Below are 21,595 nucleotides of genomic sequence, written 5' to 3'. Positions count from 1 at the left end.
CTGCCAGCGACCTGGCGCGGCTCTATTGTGGTAAACAATAAAATAGATAAAAATAAGAATTATCGCGTGGCGATAATTTATGCATGTGTAAATGTAATGTGATACCTGTTTTGTCATTAGCCCCTTCAAATAATACGGCCTTTGCATTCAGATTATTTTTTATCCATCCAGGGATCTTTTTCTCAGGATATCCCTTATAAGTAAACGTAAATTCAGGAGCTCAAAATTGTGAACCGACGTCGTTTTCTCACCGCCAAAGAAGTACAGGCAATGATGCAGGCGGCCCAGCACGGCCCAACCGGTGAACGGGATTACTGTCTGATCCTGTTGGCGTTTCGCCACGGGATGCGTATCAGTGAACTACTCGATCTGCACTATCGCGATCTCGATCTCAACGAAGGGCGCATCAATGTACGGCGTTTAAAGAACGGTTTCTCTACCGTGCACCCGCTGCGTTTTGATGAGCGCGAAGCGATAGAGCGCTGGACGCAACAACGGGCCAGTTGGAAGGCCGCAGGCAAAAGCGACGCGCTATTTATCTCGCGCCGCGGTACGCCGCTTTCTCGGCAACAGGCCTATCGCATTATCCGCGCTGCCGGAGAAGAAGCCGGTACCGTCACCCATACGCATCCGCATATGCTGCGTCACGCCTGCGGCTATGAGCTAGCTGAAAGAGGGGCTGATACCCGTTTGATACAAGATTATCTCGGACATCGTAATATTCGCCACACTGTCCGTTACACCGCAAGTAATGCAGCACGTTTTGCCGGGATTTGGGAAAGAAACAACCTTTTGGAGGAAAATTTACAAGCGCGGAAGAAATAAGATAACCAATTGATAAAAAGGAAAATTTTTAATATTGAACAAGTCAATTGGGGCCAAACTGTCTATATCATAAAAATGTTTTGTAATCTTTTGCAACTGACAAGTGCATATTTCATCAAAAAAAATTTTATCTAATTGATTTTCATTAAATTCTCCAACGACCTTTCTTTACTTATCCTCGTCAGACTCTCTCCCATACGCCCGCTTCTCAACATTGAACTCAAACAAGCCGTTTTTCCATGCCCGGTAGATAAGCAGTTATTAAATCCACAAAATAAATAGTTATCAGTATATAAATCCAAAAATATATCAGCATTAACAAAATAAAAGCCATAAATCCCGATGAGTCAAAATGGCCCCAATTGACTCATCAGTGGGGCGAAAACTGTGCAGAACCGGCAGTCGCACCATTCGGCTGATTTATGGAATGCCTGGAAGGCAAAACGGCTGCCAATTTTGGTTCGTAATATCGATTTTGTTTAAAGGAAAACAGCATGAAAATCAAAACACTGGCAATCGTTGTTCTGTCAGCTCTGTCCCTGAGCTCCGCGGCGGCCTTGGCCGATACCACCACGGTAAATGGCGGTACAGTGCATTTTAAAGGAGAAATCGTCAACGCAGCCTGTGCAGTCGATGCCGGTTCTATCGATCAGACCGTTCAGTTAGGCCAGGTTCGTTCAGCAAAACTGGCTACCGCGGGCAGCACCAGCTCCGCTGTAGGCTTCAACATTCAGTTAGACGACTGTGATACCACTGTTGCCACTAAAGCCTCTGTGGCTTTCTCTGGTACCGCGGTTGATAGCACCAACACCAGCGTTCTGGCTCTGCAGAGCTCCGCTGCTGGTGGCGCGACCAACGTCGGCGTACAGATCCTCGACAAAACCGGCACTCCGCTGGGCCTGGATGGCGCAACCTTCAGCGCGGCCACCACGCTGAACGACGGCACCAACATCATTCCTTTCCAGGCGCGTTACTACGCCACTGGCGCGGCTACTGCCGGTACTGCTAACGCAGACGCCACCTTCAAAGTGCAATACGAGTAATTCAAACATCAGACAGGGAAGCATTCCGGGCCAGGATGGCCCGTTATCCACTACGGGATTGGGGTGATAACGATGCAAGGAGTGAAGACAGGTCTGCTGATGTTTCTGCTTTCGCCGCTGGCGCTGGCCGGCAACCACTGGAACGTCACGGTCGCCGGGGGAAACATGCGTTTTCAGGGCGTCATCATCGCCGAGTCCTGCCGCGTTGAAGCCGGCGACCAGCAGATGACCGTCAATATGGGGCAGATCAGCAGTAATCGCTTTCATTCAGCCGGGGAAGATGCCAACCCCGTGCCATTCGATATTCACCTTCAGGATTGCAGCACCGCGGTCAGCCAGCATGTCGGCGTGTCGTTTCGCGGCGTGGCTGATGGCAAAAATCCAGATGTGCTCTCGGTTGGCGAAGGACCGGGTATCGCCACCGGCGTAGGCATCGCGTTATTTGATAAAGAAGATCAATTGATTCCGCTGAATAGCCCGCCGGGCGCCTGGCGGCGGCTGTATACCGGCCCCACCACGCTACATTTCGTAGCCAAATATCGGGCGACCGGCAATCAGGTCACCGGGGGAGCGGCAAACGCGCAAGTTTGGTTCTCTCTGACCTATCAGTAATTAACCAGCAGACATCCGGAAACAGGAAACAACGGTGAGTACAAAAGGGGTAAACGTGAAAAAGAGACTGGGGATGACGCGCGGACTACTGGCGGGATTATTGATGATAGCCGCAAGCGGTTACTCCGCCTGGGCTCAGGCCGGCGTTGCGCTCGGCGCCACGCGGGTTATCTATCCGGCCGGGCAAAAACAGGTTCAGTTAGGGGTGACCAATAATGACGACAGCAGCACCTATCTGATTCAGTCGTGGGTGGAAAACGCTGACGGCGGCAAAGATAGCCGCTTTGTGATTACGCCGCCGCTGTTCGCTATGCAGGGTAAAAAAGAGAATACCCTACGAATCATTGACGCCACTAATAAACAACTGCCGCAGGATCGCGAAAGTCTGTTCTGGATTAACGTGAAAGCCATCCCGTCGATGGATAAATCCAAACTGAGCGAAAATACCCTGCAGCTGGCGATTATCAGCCGCATCAAGCTCTACTATCGCCCGGCGAAACTGGCGCTGCCGCCGGATCAGGCGGCGGAAAAGCTGAGCTTTAGCCGCAGCGGTTCGTCGTTAACACTGACTAACCCCACTCCTTATTACCTGACCGTCACCGAACTTAACGCCGGCACCCGGGTGCTGGAAAACGCGCTGGTGCCGCCAATGGGCAAAACCTCCGTCAAGCTGCCGCCGGATGCCGGTAGCAACATTACTTATCGCACGATTAATGATTACGGCGCGCTGACCCCAAAAATGAACGGCGTGCTGCGCTAATACAGGTTTGGCCCGCCGGGCGGGCCATGCCGCGCATAACAATAAGAACTGACAGCCGGGCGAATTCAGACCGGAGGGACTATGTCACATCTCAAATATGGACAGGACCGTTTTGGTTCCCGCAGCGCCTGGCTACGCCCGCGCGCTATTTTGACCATGGCGAAATTTCCCGTGGCGCTCTGTTTTGTCCTGCAGGCGGGTCACGCGCAGGCTGAACTCTATTTTAACCCGCGTTTTTTGGCTGACGATCCTGCGGCGGTGGCCGATCTTTCCGGTTTTGAAAACGGGCAAGAGGTGCCGCCCGGCACCTACCGCGTCGATATTTATCTTAATGACGGCTTTATGACCACTCGCGATGTCACATTTAACCGCGGCGAAAAAGGCCATGGGTTAAGCCCGTGCCTGACCCGCGGCCAGCTGGCGGGCATGGGGGTCAACACCGCGGCGGTGACCGGGATGAACGCCCTCGCCGCCGACGCCTGCGTGCCGCTGACCGAACTTATCACCGATGCCACGACGCGCTTCGATGTCGGCCAGCAGCGCCTGTACCTCACCGTGCCGCAGGCCTTTATGGGCAACCGCGCGCGCGGCTACATTCCGCCTGAAATGTGGGATGACGGCATCAACGCCGGGCTGCTGAACTATAACTTCACCGGCAACAACGTCCATAACGATACCGGCGGCAGCAGCAATTACGCCTATTTAAACCTACAAAGCGGCCTTAATCTCGGCGCCTGGCGACTACGTGATAACACCACGTGGAGCTACAGCAGCGGCGGCAGCAGTTCCAGCAATGAGAATAAATGGCAGCATGTTAATACCTGGCTTGAGCGCGACATCACGCCGCTGCGCTCGCGCCTGACCCTCGGCGACAGCTACACCAACGGCGATGTTTTCGACGGCATTAACTTCCGCGGCGCCCAGCTGGCGAGCGATGACAACATGCTGCCGGATAGCCAGAAGGGCTTTGCGCCGGTGATCCACGGTATCGCCCGCGGCACCGCGCAGGTGTCGATCAAACAAAACGGTTATGAGATTTACCAGAGCACGGTACCGCCTGGCCCGTTCACCATTAACGATCTGTATGCCGCAGGCAACGGCGGCGATCTGCAGGTGACGATTAAAGAAAACGACGGCACCAGCCAGGTCTTTAGCGTGCCGTGGTCAACGGTGCCGGTACTACAGCGCGAAGGGCATACCCGGTACGCGCTGACCGCCGGCGAATACCGCAGCGGCAACGATCAGCAGGAAGAGCCGAAGTTCTTTCAGAGCACCGTGTTACACGGCCTGCCTGCGGGCTGGACCCTATATGGCGGCACTCAGCTCGCCGACCGCTACCGCGCCTTTAATCTCGGCGTGGGGAAAAACATGGGCGATTTCGGCGCCGTCTCGCTGGATGTCACCCAGGCTAACGCCACCCTACCCGACGACAGCGATCACCAGGGGCAGTCGATTCGCTTCCTCTATAACAAGTCGCTGAGCGATGTCGGCACCAATATCCAGCTGGTGGGCTATCGCTACTCCACTAAAGGTTATTACAGCTTTGCCGATACTACCTACCGCCGGATGAGCGGTTACGACGTACAGACCCAGGATGGCGTGATCCAGGTGAAGCCGAAATTCACCGATTACTACAACCTCGCCTATAACAAGCGCGGCAAAGTGCAACTGAGCGTGACCCAACAGTTGGGGCGTACCGCCACGCTCTATCTGAGCGGCAGCCATCAGACCTACTGGTCGACCGGCAAGGCGGACCAGCAGCTGCAGGCCGGGCTCAACGCGGCGGTGGACGACATCAACTGGACGCTGAGCTACAGCCTGACCAAAAACGCCTGGCAGCAGGGCCGCGACCAGATGCTGGCGGTCAACGTCAATATTCCGTTCAGCCACTGGCTGCGTTCCGACAGCAAATCGGTATGGCGGCACGCCAGCGCCAGCTACAGCATGTCGCACGATCTTAATGGCCGGATGACCAATCTGGCGGGACTTTACGGCACCCTGCTGGAAGACAATAACCTGAGCTATAGCGTGCAGACCGGCTATGCCAGCGGCGGCGAAGGAGATAGCAGCGGTACCGGCTACGCGGCGCTGAACTACCGCGGCGGCTACGGCAACGCCAACGTCGGCTACAGCCGCAGCGACGGCTTTAAACAGCTGTACTACGGCGTCAGCGGCGGCGTATTGGCCCATGCCAACGGCGTGACCCTGAGCCAGCCGCTGAATGACACGGTGGTGCTGGTGAAAGCGCCGGGCGCCGACAACGTAAAAGTGGAAAACCAGACCGGGGTGCGTACCGACTGGCGCGGCTATGCGGTACTGCCTTACGCCACCGAATATCGCGAAAATCGTGTCGCGCTGGATACCAATACGCTTGCCGATAACGTCGATCTCGATGACGCGGTGGTGAGCGTCGTCCCTACTCACGGCGCTATCGTGCGGGCGGACTTCAAAGCCCACGTCGGGGTCAAGTTACTGATGACGCTGACCCATAACGGCAAACCGGTGCCGTTTGGCGCGATGGTCACCTCGGGCAGCAATCAGAGCGGCAGTATCGTGGCCGATAACGGCCAGGTCTACCTGAGCGGGATGCCGCTCGCCGGCAGCGTGCAGGTGAAATGGGGCGAAGGCGCGAACGCCAGCTGCGTGGCCAACTATCGCCTGCCGGAAGAGAGTCAGCGGCAGGCGCTGAGCCAGCTATCGGCAGAGTGCCGTTAAGGAACGCATGATGATGAAAAAACCACTTAACCTGTTCGGTGCCGTCCTGACGCTGGTCTGCGCCAACGCCTTTGCGGCCGATAGCACCATCACCATCAGCGGCTACGTGCGCGACAACGCCTGCGCGGTCGCCACCGAATCGAAAGAGTTTACCGTCGATCTGATGGATAACGCCGCGAAGCAGTTTAACGCCGTCGGCGCAACCACGCCGCTGGTGCCGTTTCGCATCGTGCTGTCGCCCTGCGGCAGTTCGGTGACGGCGGTAAAAGTCGGCTTTAACGGCACCCCGGATAGCGACAATAACGACCTGTTAAAAATCGACGGCGGCGCCTCCGCGGCGGCGGGCATGGCGGTGCAGATCCTCAACGGCCAGCAGACGATGCTGCCGGTCAACGCGCCCTCTTCGTCGCTCGCCTGGACCACCTTAACGCCGGGGCAGACCAACACCCTCGGTTTTTACGCCCGGCTGATGGCAACCCGCGTACCGGTGACCGCCGGCCACGTCTATGCCACTGCCACCTTTACCCTTGAATTCCAGTAACCGGAGGCTGAGATGAAAGCACACTACGCAGGATGGCTTCTGGCAGGCGCGCTGGCGTTAAACATTACCCCGCTACAGGCCGCCGACATCACCATCACGGTGAACGGCAAAGTGGTGGCCAAGCCGTGTACGGTCTCCACCACCAACGCCAATGTTGACCTCGGCGATCTATATACCTTCAGCCTGGTGTCGGCAGGTTCCGCTTCAGCGTGGCACAGCACCGCGCTGGATTTAAGCAATTGTCCGGTCGGGACATCGCGCGTCGTCGCCACCTTTAGCGGCACCGCGGACAGCACCGGTTATTACAAGAATCAGGGTACCGCGGGCAACATCCAGCTCGAACTACAGGACGACAGCGGCACCACGCTCAATAACGGGGCGCAAAAGTCGGTTCAGGTCGACGATAGCTCGCAGTCGGCGCGTTTTCCGCTGCAGGTCCGGGCCCTGTCGGTTAACGGCGGCGCCACCCAGGGAACCATTCAGGCGGTGATTAGCGTCACCTATACCTACGCCTGAGTCAGGAGAGTTTGTTCATGAAAAAAGTCATCGCTCTGTTTACCACCCTGCTGCTGATGGGCTGGTCGATTAACGCCTGGTCCTTCGCCTGTAAAACCGCCACCGGCGCAACTATCCCCATCGGCGGCGGCTCGGCCAACGTATACGTCAATCTGACCCCGGCCGTTAACGTAGGGCAAAACCTGGTGGTCGACCTGTCGACGCAGATTTTCTGCCATAACGACTATCCGCAAACCATTACCGACTATGTGACGCTACAGCGCGGATCCGCCTACGGCGGCGTGCTGTCGAGCTTTTCCGGTACCGTAAAATATAACGGTACCTCTTATCCGTTCCCGACCACCACGGAAACTTCGCGGGTGATCTACGATTCGACTACCGATAAACCCTGGCCGACCGTACTCTATCTGACTCCGGTCAGCACTGCGGGCGGGGTGGCGATTACCGCCGGATCGCTGATTGCCGTGTTGATCCTGCATCAAACCAACAACTACAACAGCGACTCCTTCCAGTTCGTGTGGAATATTTACGCCAATAACGACGTCGTTGTGCCGACCGGCGGTTGCGATGTCTCCGCCCGCGATGTGACCGTGACGTTACCCGATTATCCGGGCTCGATGGCGGTGCCGGTCACCGTCCACTGCGCGCAGAACCAGAATCTTGGCTATTACCTTTCCGGCACCACCGCCGATAGCGCCAACTCCATTTTCACCAATACCGCTTCCGCTTCGCCGGCGCAGGGTATTGGCGTCCAGATGACGCGCAACGGTAGCGTCGTTCCGGCCAACAGCAATGTTTCATTGGGAACGGTCGGCACTTCACCGGTTAATCTCGGTCTGACCGCTACCTATGCGCGCACCAGCGGTCAGGTGACGGCGGGTAACGTCCAGTCGATTATTGGGGTGACGTTTGTCTACCAGTAAAGCCGATACCCCGCAGGCGACAACGGATTACATCCTGTCGCCCTGCGCCATGGCGGCGGCGGGATTAGCCCGAATGGTCGACGACGGTTGCCGCCATCCGGTGTGGCTACAGCCGCGGGTGCAGAGCATGCTGTCGGTATCTGCGCCAGCCGACGTCCGGCAAATTGTGGTTTTTCTGCCCGACGATCCCTGGTGGCTACTGTTCGTCCTGCGCGAAGCCGCCTGGTTACTCACCCAGGCCAAACGACCTTTGCCCATGGTGATCTTAAGCCGCAGTCCGGCGCCGTGGCTGTGGCAAACCTTACTGCACCAGGTTGGCGACCGCCGCCTGCTGGCCGCCGTGCAGGCAATCTCCTCCGATCTACCGTGCCGCCGTCTGGCGGCATTGTTGAAAGGCGGCCTGGTCGGCTACCCCGGCCTGCAACAGCTTTCGGCCATCGAGGCGCTGGCGCGCGGCAAACCGCCGTCGGGCTTAAGCAAAATCGAACTTAACGCCACCCTCGCCCTGCTGTATGGCCACAGCATCACCAGTCAGGCGCAGATCCGCGGCGTCAGTCAGAAAACGCTCTACAACCAAAGAACCTCAGGACTAAACAAGATGGTGGAGTATCATCCGCATCTGGCGAGCCGGTTTCCGGGCAGCCGAAGCAAACGCGTAGCTGGTCAGGGCATGACCGCGCTGACCCCCTTCGAACGTGAGTTTATCCACGCCATTCACAGCCGGCAGATCTTTCCGGTCTTTCAGCCGATTGTCGACGACCGCTTACGCCTGCAGGGCATCGAGATATTATCGCGCTGGCGCAAAGATGGCGTGGTATTGCCGCCGGGCGAGTTTCTCCCGCATATCCGCTCCGAATACGCCTGGCTATTACTGACCGCCTTTGTCCTGCAGGAAGCGGTGCAGAATATCAATCGCTATCAGGGCGAGTTCTATTTTTCGGTCAATATCCCTCCCTGCATTGCCCATCACGATAATCTTGCCCGCATGATGGAAACCGCCTGGCAACAGCTACAGAACCCACTGTGGGCCGACCGACTGGTGCTGGAATTTGCTGAAACCGTTGATTTACAGCAGCAAGGAAAAGCGGTGGCGAATATGAGCAATATTCAGCAGCAGGGCTTTCGCATCTTTCTCGACGACTGCTTCTCGCACAGCAGCGTCATGTTCCCTGTGCGCACGGCGCGTTTTAGCGGCTATAAGCTGGATATGAGTATCGTCAATGATTTTCAGCGCGACCCGCACGCGCTGGTGCTGATTAAAAGCCTGGTCTACTACTGCCAGCTGACGCAGAGCCGCTGTATCGCCGAGGGAGTGGATAGTCTGGAGAAATTTAATCAGCTAAAAGCGCTGGGGGTCGATCGTTTCCAGGGGTATCTGTTCTCACCGCCGGTCACTCGCGAACATCTGGGAGAGATCATTCAGCGATTTTTACCGGATCATGCCACCTGCCGGTTAGCCGGGTAAATCGCGGAGCAGCGCCAGCCACAGCTGGCGCCGTATTTCAGGCGCGAATATCGTCGTACTCGCGGGTGTTATCGAATTCGTGTTTGGCAAACGGGCACAGCGGAATGATTTTGCGCTGTTCCTGGCGCATTTTCTCGACCACTTTCGCGACCAGCTGTTTACCGACGCCCTGGCCTTTCAGGCTGGGATCGACATCAGTATGCTCAATAATGCTCAGATGTTCACCGGTTGGAACAAAGACAATTTCCGCCACCTGGTTTCCCTCGGCGTCATTAACGTAGAACTTGTTGTGACCTTCCAGAATTTCCATCATTTCCTCGCTTATTTGTGGCGATACTTCAATGCGCCGCTGGGACAGGTATCGATCACTTTTACCACCGTCGCCACATCCACCTGATCGGGGATGATCCACGGTTTACGTTTCAGATTGAACAGCTTCGCGCTGCCGCGCACGCAGTTACCCGAGTGCTGACAGATATCGGTATTGAAATAGACATCTATCTTCTCGCCGGTATAGGCCCGGTAGCCCGCTTCCAGTAGTTCCTTATCCATGACATTGCCTCAGTATTTTTATTGTACTTACCTAAGAATAGCTCGCGGCATAGCCGCTGACTATGGAGAAATGAGAAACGCCCTATTTCAATTATTTCGCTAATGATAAAGCGACTTTTTAATACCTACGCGAAATTAAACTATTATCAGAGGATAACCATAACTCGGCTAAGCAAACCATCAGCGCTATAATTTAGGCGGTGTATTGAGGGTTTATTTGATTTGCAACGAATAAACTCAATTGTTCAATGGCATGAACATTCAGGTATCTTCCTTTGAAGCAAATTGTAAAACGGGCGCGCCCGGCATTGTTATTACTTCTTTTGGCGGTCTCCGGTTGCTCTTTATCCCCCGCCATACCGGTATTAGGCGCAGCATTTCCCGGCTGGTTCTTCTGCTTTTTAGGCGGCGCATTACTGCTGATCCCTTGCCATATCCTGATTGCCCGTAAAGGCTGGCAAGCGCGCTTTTCCCCGCTGGTATTAAGTTACCTGGCGTTAATGTTTCTATTTGCCACTATTCTGTGGTTTCTTCTTTTCGCACATTAAATACCTATGACTCAATCCAGCCCAAGCGTTTTACGGAAAAAATGGCCCTTGTTGGCTCTCGTCCTCGCCGCCATTGTGGCGCTGATCGTAGTTATCTGGCAGTTACAGACTTCGCCGGAAACCAACGACGCCTACGTCTACGCCGACACCATCGACGTAGTGCCGGAAGTCAGCGGGCGAATCGTTGAGATGCCGATCCGCGATAATCAGCGGGTGCAGAAAGGCGATCTGCTGTTCCGCATCGATCCGCGCCCCTATCAGGCGATGCTGGAGGATGCCCAATCACGGCTGGCGGCGCTTGATGCGCAGATTATGCTGACCCAGCGCACCATTAAAGCCCAGCAGTATAACGCTCAGTCGGTGAGCGCCGCGGTAGAGCGGGCGAAGGCGCTGGTGAAACAGACCACCTCGACCCGTATCCGCCTGGAACCGCTGGTGCCGCAGGGATTCGCCGCGCAGGAGGATCTCGATCAGGCGCGCACAGCGGAAAAAGCCGCCCGCGCCGAACTGGAAGCCACGCTGCTGCAGGCCAAACAGGCTGATGCCGCGGTCACCGGCGTCGATGCGATGGTCGCGCAGCGCGCCGGGATCGTCGCGCAAATCGCCCTGGCGGAACTGCACCTGGAGTTCACCGAAGTCCGTGCGCCGTTTAACGGCGTAGTCATCGCCCTGAAAACCACCGTCGGACAATATGCTTCCGCTCTGAAACCGGTCTTCACGCTGCTGGATAACGACCACTGGTATGTGATTGCGAACTTCCGCGAAACCGATCTGCAAAACGTTCGGCCGGGCGTGCCGGCAACCGTGACGGTGATGACTAACCACAGCCGCCCCTTTGACGGCGTCGTCGATTCCGTTGGTTCAGGCGTACTGCCGGAGGGCGGTAGCGTCATTGGCGGGCTGCCGGTAATTCAGAAGAGCATCAACTGGGTACATGTGTCGCAGCGCTTCCCGGTCAAAATCGCGGTGAAAAATCCCGACCCGGAACTGTTCCGGATGGGCGCCTCCGCCAGCGCCGTGCTGCAGGCGAAATAAGGGTCCGGCATGCATAATTTCTGGTTGTTTCTGCAACGGGAGCTCGCCGACGCGCCGGGGCGGGCCAACTATACCCTGCGCCTGACGCTGAGCTGCGCGGTGCTGATCACCCTGTTTATGACCCTGCAGATCCCGTTTCTCGCCGTGGCGCTGATCGTGGTGTTTTACGTCAGTCAGCCGAACATCCTGATGATTAAGCTGGGCAGCGTCCTGTTTTTTGTCACCATCAGCGTGGCGCTGGGGCTGGTGCTGCTGATCATCAAGTGGACCTATGATTTCCCGCTGATTCGCCTGGTCGCTTCGGTATGCCTGTTCTTTGGCGCGATGTATCTGATGCGCGTGCTGGGCAAACTCGGGCTGGCGTTTTTCGTGGTGGCGCTGGCGGTGATTTATGCCCAGACCTTCCCGTCGATGACCAGCCAAAGTGAAGTTCTGGTGCGCCTGCTGCTGTGGCTTTGGGTGGCGATCAATACCGCAACGCTGGTCACGCTCCTGGTCAACGCCTGCTTTCGCCAGGCCTTTCCCGGCTATCAATTCCGCGCTCAGCTGGTGGTGATGCAGCGGCAGGTCGCCGACGTACTGACGCAGAACGCCGCGCCGCCGACCTTCAAAGAGATCGCCGGGCGTTTTAATCAGTTGCAAGGATTGTTTAAGCAGGCGCGCTTTGCGGCGCCGGAAATTGCCGCCGATCCGCCGCGCTGGCAGGCGCTGATGGCGGCCACCCTGCGCTGCTATCACCTCGCGGCGCTGCTGCAACCGGGCGATGACCACGCCGCGGCGCGCCAGCAGATCGCCGCCGCGCTACAGGCGCTGGCGCCGTCGATGAACGAGGGTACGCCGTTTTCATTCTCCGCGCCGGTCATTGATGATCGCGGCGCCAATACGCTGATTTTACAAGAGATGGCCGATGTGCTGGCGAAGCTGGCGCGCGGTGAAAGCATCGACCTGCCGCAGGGCGAAGCCGAGAAGTCGCCGCTGCTGCTGCCGGATGCCTGGCGCAATCCCGCTTATTTGCATTTCGCCCTGAAAACCCTGCTGGCGACGCTGCTGTGCTACGTCTTCTATACCGCCGCCGACTGGCAGGGCATCCACACCATTATGCTGAGCTGCGTGATTGTCGCCCAGCCGGGGCTGGGAGCGACGATGCAAAAAACCTGGCTGCGTATCGGCGGCGCGCTGCTCGCTACGCTGCTGGCGCTATTGTTGATCGTCTTTGTACAACCGTGGACCGAGTCTATCGTCGGCCTGCTGGCGATGGTTCTGCCGGTAATGGCGCTCTCGGCGTGGATTGCCGCCGGGTCAGAGCGTATTGCCTACGCCGGGATCCAAATCGGCTTTACCTTCTCGCTGGCATTCCTCAGCTGGTTTGGTCCACTGACCAACCTGACCGAACTGCGCGACCGGGTCATCGGTATTTTGCTCGGCGTACTGGTCTCATCGATCGTCCATCTTTACCTGTGGCCGGATAGCGAAGCGCCGCAGCTGAAATCGCGGCTGGCGCAACTTTATCGCCAGATAGCCGATTTCCTGCGCGCGAAAGATGATAAGCCGCAGATGGTGCCGCTGTTCCAGGCGCTGACCACCAGCGAAACGCTGATGCATCGGGTCGCCGCCGAGCCGCTGGGCACTTTTGCGCATCCGTGGCCGCAGGCGAAATACTGGCCGAGCAAAGCCACCTGGCAGCAGGCGCAGGAGATAGTACGCCTGAGCGAGGGCTACCGGCTGTATGCCGCGCCGGGAGACCCCTTCTTAAGCCGCTGCGCCGAACAGTTACAGACGTATGCCGATGATATTGAACGTCAACAGCCGACGACACCCGTTGCGCCGCTGGTTGTCGATCCGGCTAATCCGTTCGGCGAACCGCTGGCGGCTTTACTGACCACCCTGCCGGACTGGTCAGACAAACCTTCTGAATTTACGCGACAGGCAGAACCGTCATGATAAAAATGGACGCCGCAGCACGTTTTCTGCGCTACTCACCGCTGGCCTTCGCCATCAGCCTGTTAACGGGATGCGCGCTGATTCAGGACGATCCTGGCGAAGTGCCGATCGTTAATCCGCAACAGGCGCAGCTGGCACAGGTGATCCACCTGGCGAATAGCGGCTGGCCGGCGGCCCGCTGGTGGGAGGGGTATCACGATCCCCAGCTCAACATGCTGGTAAACCGCGCGCTGCAAAATTCGCCGACCATGCAGGCGGCGCGGCTGCGCATCTCACAGTCACAATCCACCGTCGAGCTGGCGCAGTCGGCAATGGGCGTGCAGGCGACCGCCGTGGCGGCGCAGAACCGGATGCGTATAACCGATAAATCCTTTAGCTGGCCCTACTCCTATTCTCTGCCGGTGGATAAAAACGGCCCGTGGTACACGCTCAATACCGTGGGCGTCGGCGCGACGCTGAATATCGATTTATGGGGCGCCGACCGGGCCCGCGTCGCGGCAGCTATTGGCGAAAAGAACGCTCGCCAGGCGGAAACCGCCGGTATCGAACTGGATCTCGCCAGCAGCGTGGCGCAGCTGTACTTCGCCATGCAGGCCACCTTCCAGAAGATAGTTCTGCTGCAGCAGCTAGAAGAAATTGCCCGGTTGTCGGTGCAGGCGCATGAACACCGCACCCAGCGCGGCGTGGAGGATAGCGTCGATATCGCCAATGCGCAGGCGGAACTGCTGGGCGCGCAGCAGCAGGTGATTACCGCCCGCGGCACGCTAACCCAGTACCGCGAAACGTTGCGGGCGCTGATTGGCGCCGACGCGCAGAGTATGCCGGAGATCCACCCGGTCGCCCTGCCGGCGTTGCAGGAAACGCTGCCGGATTCACTCTCCTTCGAATTGCTGGCGCGTCGCCCGGATCTGCAGGCCCTGCGCGGTTATGTGACCGCCTCAATGAGCCAGGTAGATGCGGCGAAAGCGGCCTTTTATCCGCATTTTGATATTAAAGCCTTCTGGGGATATAACGCGCTGAGCGTCGGCGATCTGTTTAAGTCGTCCTTCCAGCAGATTAACCTGCTGCCGGGGCTGTATCTGCCGATATTCGATGGCGGACGCCTGAACGCCAATCTGAAGTCGGTACGTACGGCGAGCAATATCCTGATTAAGCAGTACAACCAGGCGGTGCTGGATGCGGTGCGGGATGTGGCGATAAGCTCCAGTCAGCTTAACGATCTCAACCAGCAGGTGGCGCTGCAGGAGCTGAAGGTGACGGCGGCGATGGTCACCACCCGCAGCGCCAGCGCCCATCACCAGCGCGGCCTGTTAAGCCGCTATGCCGCACAAGAAGCGCGGCGACCGGCCATCGCCCAGCAGCTGTTATTGCTGGATATCCAGGCCCAGCGTCTTAGCACCGATATCACGTTGATTAAAGCCCTCGGCGGCGATTACCGCGGCCCGGCGGTGGATTCCGTAGAACCGTAGCCCTGCTAAGCGCAGCGCGAGCAGGGAAATCCCCGGTGGCGCTACCGCTTACCGGGGCTACATGCGACAATAAATTTGCCAACGGACCCGGTCCATAGGCCCACGCAAGCGCAGCGCCGCCGGGCAATATCCACGGATTAGGTGCCGCTTTTGCGCCGGATGGCGGCTGCGCCTTATCCGGCCTACGGTCTGTGCGGTCTGCCTTTAATTTATTCACCACGCTGGCTGAAACTGCCGGTGTTGGTGGCCTCAAAATCGCTGAGACGTTCCCGGAAGGCCGGGGCAGCCCGCATGGATGCGGGCTGAGGGCCGTGATTTGCAGGGACGCTGCCTCGGCCCGACCCGAAGCCTGCCGGGATAAGTCGAAGGAACCACGAAGTGGCGATTTTGGCGGCCAAAGCCCGGGAGTACAGAGGGCGGCGGCGACTGGCCGCCCTTTGTGCGCTCCCTGCGCCACGGAAAACATATTACATAAAGAATCAACCGGGAGCGCAATGTCCTCTGAAGCGACACGCGATAAACATTTTTCTCAAGCGAAAAAGTTGTAAACCGATAACATTATCTACCGTTTTCATCCTCGGCTTACCTGGGGATTGGCCAATAAAAAAGCCGGCGCTCAGCGCCGGCTTTTCATTGACCGCTTGCGCAATCAGGCATTGGTCGCCGGTTTTTGCTCTGCGGATTTGCTGTTCTCCAGCATACGGCGCACCGGCACAATCAGCACGCACAATACCGCGGCGCAGATCAGCAGCGCCGTCGAGCAGCGGGCAAACAGATCCGGCAGCATATCCAGTTGGTCGGCCTTCACGTGGCCGCCAATCAGGCCCGCCGCCAGGTTACCCAGCGCGCTGGCACAGAACCACAGCCCCATCATCTGGCCGCGCATTCTTTCCGGCGCCAGCAGAGTCATGGTCGCCAGGCCGATTGGGCTCAGACACAGTTCGCCCAGCGTCAGCATCAGAATGCTGCCCACCAGCCACAGCGGCGATACGCCGGCGCCGCCGTTGCTCAGCACGTTCTGCGCCGCCAGCATCATCAGGCCGAAGCCCGCCGCCGCGCACAGAATCCCGATAACAAACTTGGTAATGCTGCTCGGACGCACGTTTTTACGCGCCATTGCCGGCCACGCCCAGCTAAATACCGGCGCCAGCAGGATGATAAACAGGGCGTTAATCGACTGGAACCACACCGCCGGGATTTCGAAATCGCCGATCATGCGGTTAGTGTAGTCGTTAGCAAACAGGTTAAACGAAGTCGGTTTCTGCTCGAAGGCTGACCAGAAGAAGGCGGCGGAAACCAGCAGAATAAAGCAGACCAGCAGACGCGCGCGCTCTTTACGGTTGAGACCCGCAAAAACAAACAGGTAGATGAAATAGAGCACCACCGACGCGGCAATCACGTACACCAGCATGCTAGCGACCGCCACCGGGTTAATGACTATCACCCCTTGAGCAATCAGCGTAATCACCACCGCCACGCCGACCGCCAGCGCCAGCAGCCAGGCGCCAACGCCGTTTTTCTTCGCGACAGGACTATTCCAGGTAGAGTCGAGACCCACTTCGCTGTCGTAGCGTTTCATCGCCGGGACCGCGAAAAGGCGGAAAATCACCAGCGCCACCAGCATACCGATACCACCGATGCCGAAGCCCCAGTGCCAGCCGTGGGATTTAATCAGCCAGCCGGAAATCAGCGGCGCGATAAACGATCCCATATTGATACCCATATAGAACAGCGAGAAACCGCCATCGCGACGGCTATCGCCTTTCTTATACAGCGTACCGACCATCACCGAGATGCAGGTTTTAAACAGGCCGGAACCGAGCACGATAAACATCAGCCCGATAAAGAACAGGTTGTTGCCCATAAACGCTGACAGCGCAATCGACAGATGGCCCAGCGCGATCAGAATCGAGCCGTACCACACCGCTTTCTGCTGGCCGAGCCAGTTGTCCGCCAACCAGCCGCCCGGCAGCGCCGCCAGGTACATGGCGCCCGCGAAGATGCCGACGATGGCCGACGCGTTCTCACGGGCTAAGCCCATACCGCCGTCATAGACGGTGGCCGCCATGAACAGGATCAGTAACGGACGAATGCCATAAAACGAGAATCGCTCCCACATTTCGGTGAAGAACAATGAACCCAGAGGGTAAGGGTGACCAAAGAAGGTCCGGCTTTCATTTTTGTTAACAGAGGAATGCATAACTTCTCCCAATAAGGCGATCTTAGCGCTTAGTCATGCCGAAAAGCGTATTGACCATTTTTTCTACCTGCCTATAGTTCACACAGGCGTTAATTTTATTTAACCATTTGATAACCAGATGGTGGTTTTGTCTAGCCCCTGGGCGATATCTTTTAGATGAAAACTCGACCAGGCTCTCTTTTCCCAGATTTTATGTTGGCAACAAAGGGATAATGATTGACAGCATTTTTTCGTACTACAGGAACCTCTTAATCCTTAATAAACATAATGTTAAGAGGGTAGAAGTCAGAAAGTCCCGAGTATACGACATAATTCCGTCATATGGCTGAAATAACGCAATGATTAACCGGTCATTATTCTTTTTAACCACATTGCAACACAATATATTTACACAAAGGCAACAAACCAGTGAATAATGTTGGATAAGATCAAAATACCAGCCATTGATATCATAATGAGAGGCTATTAGTGATCGGCGTCACAGATTAAGTCTAAGCCGGATATAGAATATGCCATACCTTCAGTCAATCATTTGAAAGGTGTATATCATGGAAAACAATAACAGGATGATGCCACACATAAGGCGGACAACGCATATTATGATGTTTGCTCACCGTAACAGCTTCGATTTTCATTTCTTTAATGCCCGGTAGTCTTCCGACTACGGGCGCTTCAGCATACAGGTCTTCCTGCATCTTTTGTTGTTAATACAGGCACTCGCCTGTAGCTAACCGCGCTCGCCCTAATAAATCCTGCTATTTACCAGCCACCGGACTGGTAGGGTTTATTGCATCTCAAAAGGTACTCTACTGATATTTATTATATCAGCGGCAGACTATTACCTTTTGTCCGGCGTAATCAATTTCTCATTTGAGAAATTGAGGGCCTGCTATTATCTGAAAATAAAGAGATAACAATGACTGATTTAAAAATTGCCGTTAGCCGTACATGTCCAAACTGTTTTTCTACCCAGCGTAATATTGTCAATACTAGCGAAACCAACTTTATTGATGTGGCCGCGGTAGTATTAACTCTGGAAGATATCGAATGCGGTAAACTCGATGAGTTAAAGGCCACTGGCTATAACATCCCGGTATTTATCGCTATTAATAAAGAAGAGGTTGTCCCGGCCGAATATATGGCTTCGGTGCAGGGGGTATTTGAACACGACGAAACCCGCAACGACTTCTACGGCCGCCAGCTGGAAGCCGCTGCGCATAAATATGAAACCGAGCTGCGTCCGCCATTTTTTAGCGCGCTGGTCGATTACGTCAAACAGGGCAACAGCGCTTTTGACTGCCCGGGGCATCAGGGCGGCGAATTCTTCCGTCGTCACCCGGCCGGTAATCAGTTCGTCGAGTATTTTGGCGAGACGCTGTTCCGCTCCGACCTGTGCAACGCCGACGTCGCCATGGGCGACCTGCTGATCCACGAAGGGGCGCCATGCATTGCCCAGCAGCATGCGGCAAAAGTCTTTAATGCCGATAAGACCTACTTCGTGCTCAACGGCACCTCCTCTTCTAACAAAGTGGTGCTCAACGCGCTGCTGACCCCGGGCGACCTGGTACTGTTCGACCGTAACAACCATAAATCCAACCACCACGGCGCGCTGCTGCAGGCCGGGGCGACACCGGTCTATCTGGAAACCGCGCGTAACCCGTACGGTTTTATCGGCGGTATCGACGCCCACTGTTTCGAAGAACGCTATCTGCGCGAGCTGGTTGGGGAAGTGGCGCCGAATCGGAAACAGGATGCCCGTCCGTTCCGCCTGGCGGTGATCCAGTTAGGTACCTACGACGGCACCATTTATAACGCTCGTCAGGTAGTCGATAAAATTGGTCATCTGTGCGATTACATCCTGTTTGACTCCGCGTGGGTCGGCTATGAACAGTTCATTCCGATGATGGCTGATTGTTCGCCGCTGCTGCTGGAGCTGAATGAAAACGATCCGGGCATTCTGGTGACCCAGTCGGTGCACAAACAGCAGGCCGGTTTCTCCCAGACCTCGCAAATCCATAAAAAAGACAGCCATATCAAAGGTCAACAGCGCTATGTTCCGCACAAGCGTCTGAATAACGCCTTTATGATGCACGCCTCCACCAGCCCGTTCTATCCGCTGTTTGCCGCGCTGGATATCAACGCCAAAATGCATGAAGGCGAGAGCGGCCGCAACATGTGGATGGACTGCGTCATGAACGGTATCAAGGCGCGTAAGCTGATCCTTGAAAGCTGCAAACACATCCGTCCGTTCGTACCCAAAATGGTCGATGGCAAACCGTGGCAGTCATATGAAACCGCGCAAATCGCCGTGGACCTGCGCTTCTTCGAGTTTGGTCCAGGCGAACGCTGGCATGCCTTTGACGGTTATGCCGAGCATCAGTACTTCGTCGATCCGTGCAAACTCCTGCTGACCACGCCGGGTATCAATACCGCCAGCGGCGAATATGACGCCTTCGGCGTACCGGCCACCATTCTCGCCAACTTCCTGCGTGAAAACGGCGTGGTACCGGAAAAATGCGACCTTAACTCCATTCTGTTCCTGCTGACCCCGGCGGAAGATATGGCCAAACTGCAGCAGCTGGTCGCCCTGCTGGCGCGCTTCGATAAGCTGCTCGACGCCGATGCGCCGCTACAGGAGGTTCTGCCGTCTATCTACAGCCAGCACAAAGAGCGTTATGCCGGTTATACCCTGCGCCAGCTGTGCCAGGAAATGCATGACCTGTATGCCCGCCACAACGTCAAACAGCTGCAAAAAGAGATGTTCCGTAAAGATCACTTCCCGCGCGTGGTGATGAACCCGCAAGAGGCTAACTACGCCTATCTGCGCGGCCAGGTCGATCTGGTGCCGTTGCCGCAAGCCGAAGGCCGCGTGGCCGCGGAAGGCGCCCTGCCTTACCCGCCGGGAGTGCTGTGCGTAGTCCCGGGAGAAGTCTGGGGCGGCGCGGTGCTGCAGTACTTCACCGCTCTGGAAGAAGGGATCAACCTGCTGCCGGGCTTCGCGCCGGAACTGCAGGGGGTTTATATCCAGGAGCACGATGGCCGTAAACAGGTCTGGTGCTATGTCATCGCGGAAAGCGAGAAACAAAGCGCGCTGCTGAAAGGGGAAACTGTATGAGCAAATCCAGTAACAAGATGGGAGTGGTACAGCTCACCATCTTAACCATGGTCAACATGATGGGCTCCGGTATCATCATGCTGCCCACCAAGCTGGCGGAGGTGGGGACTATCTCCATCATCTCCTGGCTGGTGACGGCGGTAGGATCGATGGCGCTGGCGTGGGCCTTCGCCAAATGCGGGATGTTTAGCCGTAAATCAGGCGGGATGGGCGGTTACGCCGAGTATGCGTTCGGCAAGTCTGGCAACTTTATGGCCAACTATACCTATGGCGTCTCGCTGCTGATCGCCAACGTCGCCATCGCTATCTCCGCGGTGGGTTACGGCACCGAGCTGTTCGGCGCCACCCTGTCGCCGGTGCAGATTGGCCTGGCGACTATCGGGGTGCTGTGGATCTGTACCGTAGCCAACTTCGGCGGCGCACGCATTACCGGCCAGATCAGTAGCATCACCGTATGGGGGGTCATCATTCCGGTTGTCGGCCTGTGCGTTATCGGCTGGTTCTGGTTTAGCCCGACGATGTACGTCGAGTCCTGGAACCCGCACCACGTGCCGTTCTTCGGCGCCGTTGGTTCGTCAATCGCCATGACGCTGTGGGCCTTCCTCGGTCTGGAGTCCGCTTGCGCCAACACCGATGTGGTCGAAAACCCGGAACGTAACGTGCCGATCGCCGTACTCGGCGGTACCCTCGGCGCGGCGGTTATCTATATCGTTTCGACCAACGTCATCGCCGGGATCGTGCCGAACATGGATCTGGCTAACTCCACGGCGCCGTTTGGCCTGGCGTTTGCTCAGATGTTCACGCCTGGCGTAGGGAAAGTGATTATGGGGCTGATGGTGATGTCCTGCTGCGGTTCGCTGCTTGGCTGGCAGTTCACCATCGCGCAGGTCTTTAAATCATCGTCTGACGAAGGCTACTTCCCGAAAATCTTCTCCCGCGTCTCGGCTTCCGGCGCGCCGATTCAGGGGATGTTAACCATCGTTATCCTGCAAACCGGCTTGTCGCTGATGACCATTAGCCCGTCGTTGAGCAATCAGTTCAACGTGCTGGTTAACCTGGCGGTGGTGACTAACATCATCCCGTACATTCTGTCGATGGCCGCGCTGGCGATTATCCAGAAAATGGCCAAGGTCGATCCCGGCAAAGCGCGTTCCACCAACGTGATAGCCTTTATCGGCGCGGTGTACAGCTTCTATGCCCTGTACTCCTCCGGCGAAGAGGCGATGCTCTACGGCGCGATCGTGACCTTTATGGGCTGGACGCTGTACGGCCTGGTATCACCGCGTTTTGAGATGAAAAACAAACACAGCTAATGCTGAAGCCGGCGGCGCGTCT

19 protein-coding genes are annotated in these 21,595 nt (G+C 56.6%); 16 read left to right on the top strand and 3 right to left on the bottom strand.

Annotated features, from left to right (window positions below):
• Positions 1–228 precede the first annotated feature (228 nt).
• The 9 genes from fimE (at position 229) to ABLV78_RS04530 (ending at position 9,400) form a co-directional block, all read left to right on the top strand.
• On the top strand, positions 229–825 hold the full coding sequence (gene fimE / locus ABLV78_RS04570; protein WP_045373908.1) for a type 1 fimbria switch DNA invertase FimE: 597 nt from the start codon (positions 229–231) through the stop codon (positions 823–825).
• A 494-nt stretch (positions 826–1,319) separates the two neighbouring features.
• The gene (gene fimA / locus ABLV78_RS04565; RefSeq protein WP_045373910.1) at positions 1,320–1,868 is read left to right on the top strand and encodes a type 1 fimbrial major subunit FimA; all 549 of its coding nucleotides are present in this window, start codon (positions 1,320–1,322) and stop codon (positions 1,866–1,868) included.
• A 72-nt stretch (positions 1,869–1,940) separates the two neighbouring features.
• Positions 1,941–2,480, top strand: a complete 540-nt coding sequence (gene fimI / locus ABLV78_RS04560) for a type 1 fimbrial minor subunit FimI (RefSeq protein WP_045396575.1) — start codon at positions 1,941–1,943, stop codon at positions 2,478–2,480.
• A 73-nt stretch (positions 2,481–2,553) separates the two neighbouring features.
• Positions 2,554–3,240 (top strand): fimbria/pilus periplasmic chaperone, encoded by a 687-nt coding sequence (locus tag ABLV78_RS04555; RefSeq protein ID WP_045396572.1) that lies wholly within the window; start codon positions 2,554–2,556, stop codon positions 3,238–3,240.
• 81 nt (positions 3,241–3,321) lie between these two features.
• The gene (locus ABLV78_RS04550; RefSeq protein WP_047044156.1) at positions 3,322–5,955 is read left to right on the top strand and encodes a fimbrial biogenesis usher protein; all 2,634 of its coding nucleotides are present in this window, start codon (positions 3,322–3,324) and stop codon (positions 5,953–5,955) included.
• 10 nt (positions 5,956–5,965) lie between these two features.
• Positions 5,966–6,496: a type 1 fimbrial adaptor subunit FimF gene (fimF, locus tag ABLV78_RS04545; protein ID WP_045396567.1), complete on the top strand. Its 531-nt coding sequence runs from the start codon at positions 5,966–5,968 to the stop codon at positions 6,494–6,496.
• A 12-nt stretch (positions 6,497–6,508) separates the two neighbouring features.
• Positions 6,509–7,012, top strand: a complete 504-nt coding sequence (gene fimG / locus ABLV78_RS04540) for a type 1 fimbrial minor subunit FimG (protein ID WP_045396563.1) — start codon at positions 6,509–6,511, stop codon at positions 7,010–7,012.
• 17 nt (positions 7,013–7,029) lie between these two features.
• Complete coding sequence (locus ABLV78_RS04535) at positions 7,030–7,935, top strand: fimbrial protein (RefSeq protein WP_047044154.1); 906 nt, start codon at positions 7,030–7,032, stop codon at positions 7,933–7,935.
• A complete protein-coding gene (locus ABLV78_RS04530) occupies positions 7,922–9,400 on the top strand; it encodes an EAL domain-containing protein (RefSeq protein ID WP_047044153.1) in 1,479 nt (492 codons plus the stop codon). Before ABLV78_RS04535 ends, ABLV78_RS04530 begins: the two co-directional genes overlap by 14 nt.
• A gap of 37 nt (positions 9,401–9,437) precedes the next feature.
• Here ABLV78_RS04530 and ABLV78_RS04525 read toward each other — a convergent pair whose 3' ends face one another.
• Both ABLV78_RS04525 and yjdI read right to left on the bottom strand, forming a co-directional pair.
• Positions 9,438–9,710, bottom strand: a complete 273-nt coding sequence (locus tag ABLV78_RS04525; protein ID WP_015369862.1) for a GNAT family N-acetyltransferase — start codon at positions 9,708–9,710, stop codon at positions 9,438–9,440.
• 11 nt (positions 9,711–9,721) lie between these two features.
• Positions 9,722–9,952 (bottom strand): 4Fe-4S mono-cluster protein YjdI, encoded by a 231-nt coding sequence (gene yjdI, locus ABLV78_RS04520; RefSeq protein ID WP_015369861.1) that lies wholly within the window; start codon positions 9,950–9,952, stop codon positions 9,722–9,724.
• Positions 9,953–10,227: 275 nt separating this feature from the next.
• On the opposite strand from yjdI, the gene ABLV78_RS04515 reads away from it, so the two are divergent.
• From ABLV78_RS04515 to ABLV78_RS04500, 4 genes are read left to right on the top strand one after another with little or no spacing between them, the layout of a single operon-like run.
• Positions 10,228–10,500 (top strand): YtcA family lipoprotein, encoded by a 273-nt coding sequence (locus ABLV78_RS04515; protein WP_015369860.1) that lies wholly within the window; start codon positions 10,228–10,230, stop codon positions 10,498–10,500.
• A 6-nt stretch (positions 10,501–10,506) separates the two neighbouring features.
• Entirely contained in the window at positions 10,507–11,535 is a 1,029-nt protein-coding gene (mdtN, locus tag ABLV78_RS04510; RefSeq protein WP_047044152.1) for a multidrug transporter subunit MdtN, read from the top strand.
• A 9-nt stretch (positions 11,536–11,544) separates the two neighbouring features.
• Complete coding sequence (locus ABLV78_RS04505) at positions 11,545–13,476, top strand: FUSC family protein (RefSeq protein WP_047044150.1); 1,932 nt, start codon at positions 11,545–11,547, stop codon at positions 13,474–13,476.
• A gap of 5 nt (positions 13,477–13,481) precedes the next feature.
• Positions 13,482–14,945, top strand: coding sequence for an MdtP family multidrug efflux transporter outer membrane subunit (locus tag ABLV78_RS04500; RefSeq protein ID WP_413466802.1), 1,464 nt, complete (start codon positions 13,482–13,484; stop codon positions 14,943–14,945).
• Between the two features lie 649 nt (positions 14,946–15,594).
• Here ABLV78_RS04500 and ABLV78_RS04495 read toward each other — a convergent pair.
• Entirely contained in the window at positions 15,595–17,145 is a 1,551-nt protein-coding gene (locus ABLV78_RS04495; protein ID WP_045391925.1) for a peptide MFS transporter, read from the bottom strand.
• 548 nt (positions 17,146–17,693) lie between these two features.
• Between ABLV78_RS04495 and speFL the strand changes: the two genes are divergently transcribed.
• From speFL to potE, 3 genes are all read left to right on the top strand, one after another.
• The gene (speFL, locus tag ABLV78_RS04490; RefSeq protein WP_006819052.1) at positions 17,694–17,798 is read left to right on the top strand and encodes a leader peptide SpeFL; all 105 of its coding nucleotides are present in this window, start codon (positions 17,694–17,696) and stop codon (positions 17,796–17,798) included.
• A 263-nt stretch (positions 17,799–18,061) separates the two neighbouring features.
• Positions 18,062–20,260: an ornithine decarboxylase SpeF gene (gene speF / locus ABLV78_RS04485; protein ID WP_015369855.1), complete on the top strand. Its 2,199-nt coding sequence runs from the start codon at positions 18,062–18,064 to the stop codon at positions 20,258–20,260.
• Positions 20,257–21,573 (top strand): putrescine-ornithine antiporter, encoded by a 1,317-nt coding sequence (gene potE / locus ABLV78_RS04480; protein WP_045391927.1) that lies wholly within the window; start codon positions 20,257–20,259, stop codon positions 21,571–21,573. Before speF ends, potE begins: the two co-directional genes overlap by 4 nt.
• Positions 21,574–21,595: the final 22 nt, after the last annotated feature.

Origin of the sequence: Klebsiella sp. CN_Kp075 (assembly GCF_040065055.2) — a bacterium.
Classification (GTDB): Bacteria; Pseudomonadota; Gammaproteobacteria; order Enterobacterales; family Enterobacteriaceae; genus Klebsiella; species Klebsiella aerogenes.
This window is presented reverse-complemented; position numbering and strand designations above follow the sequence as displayed.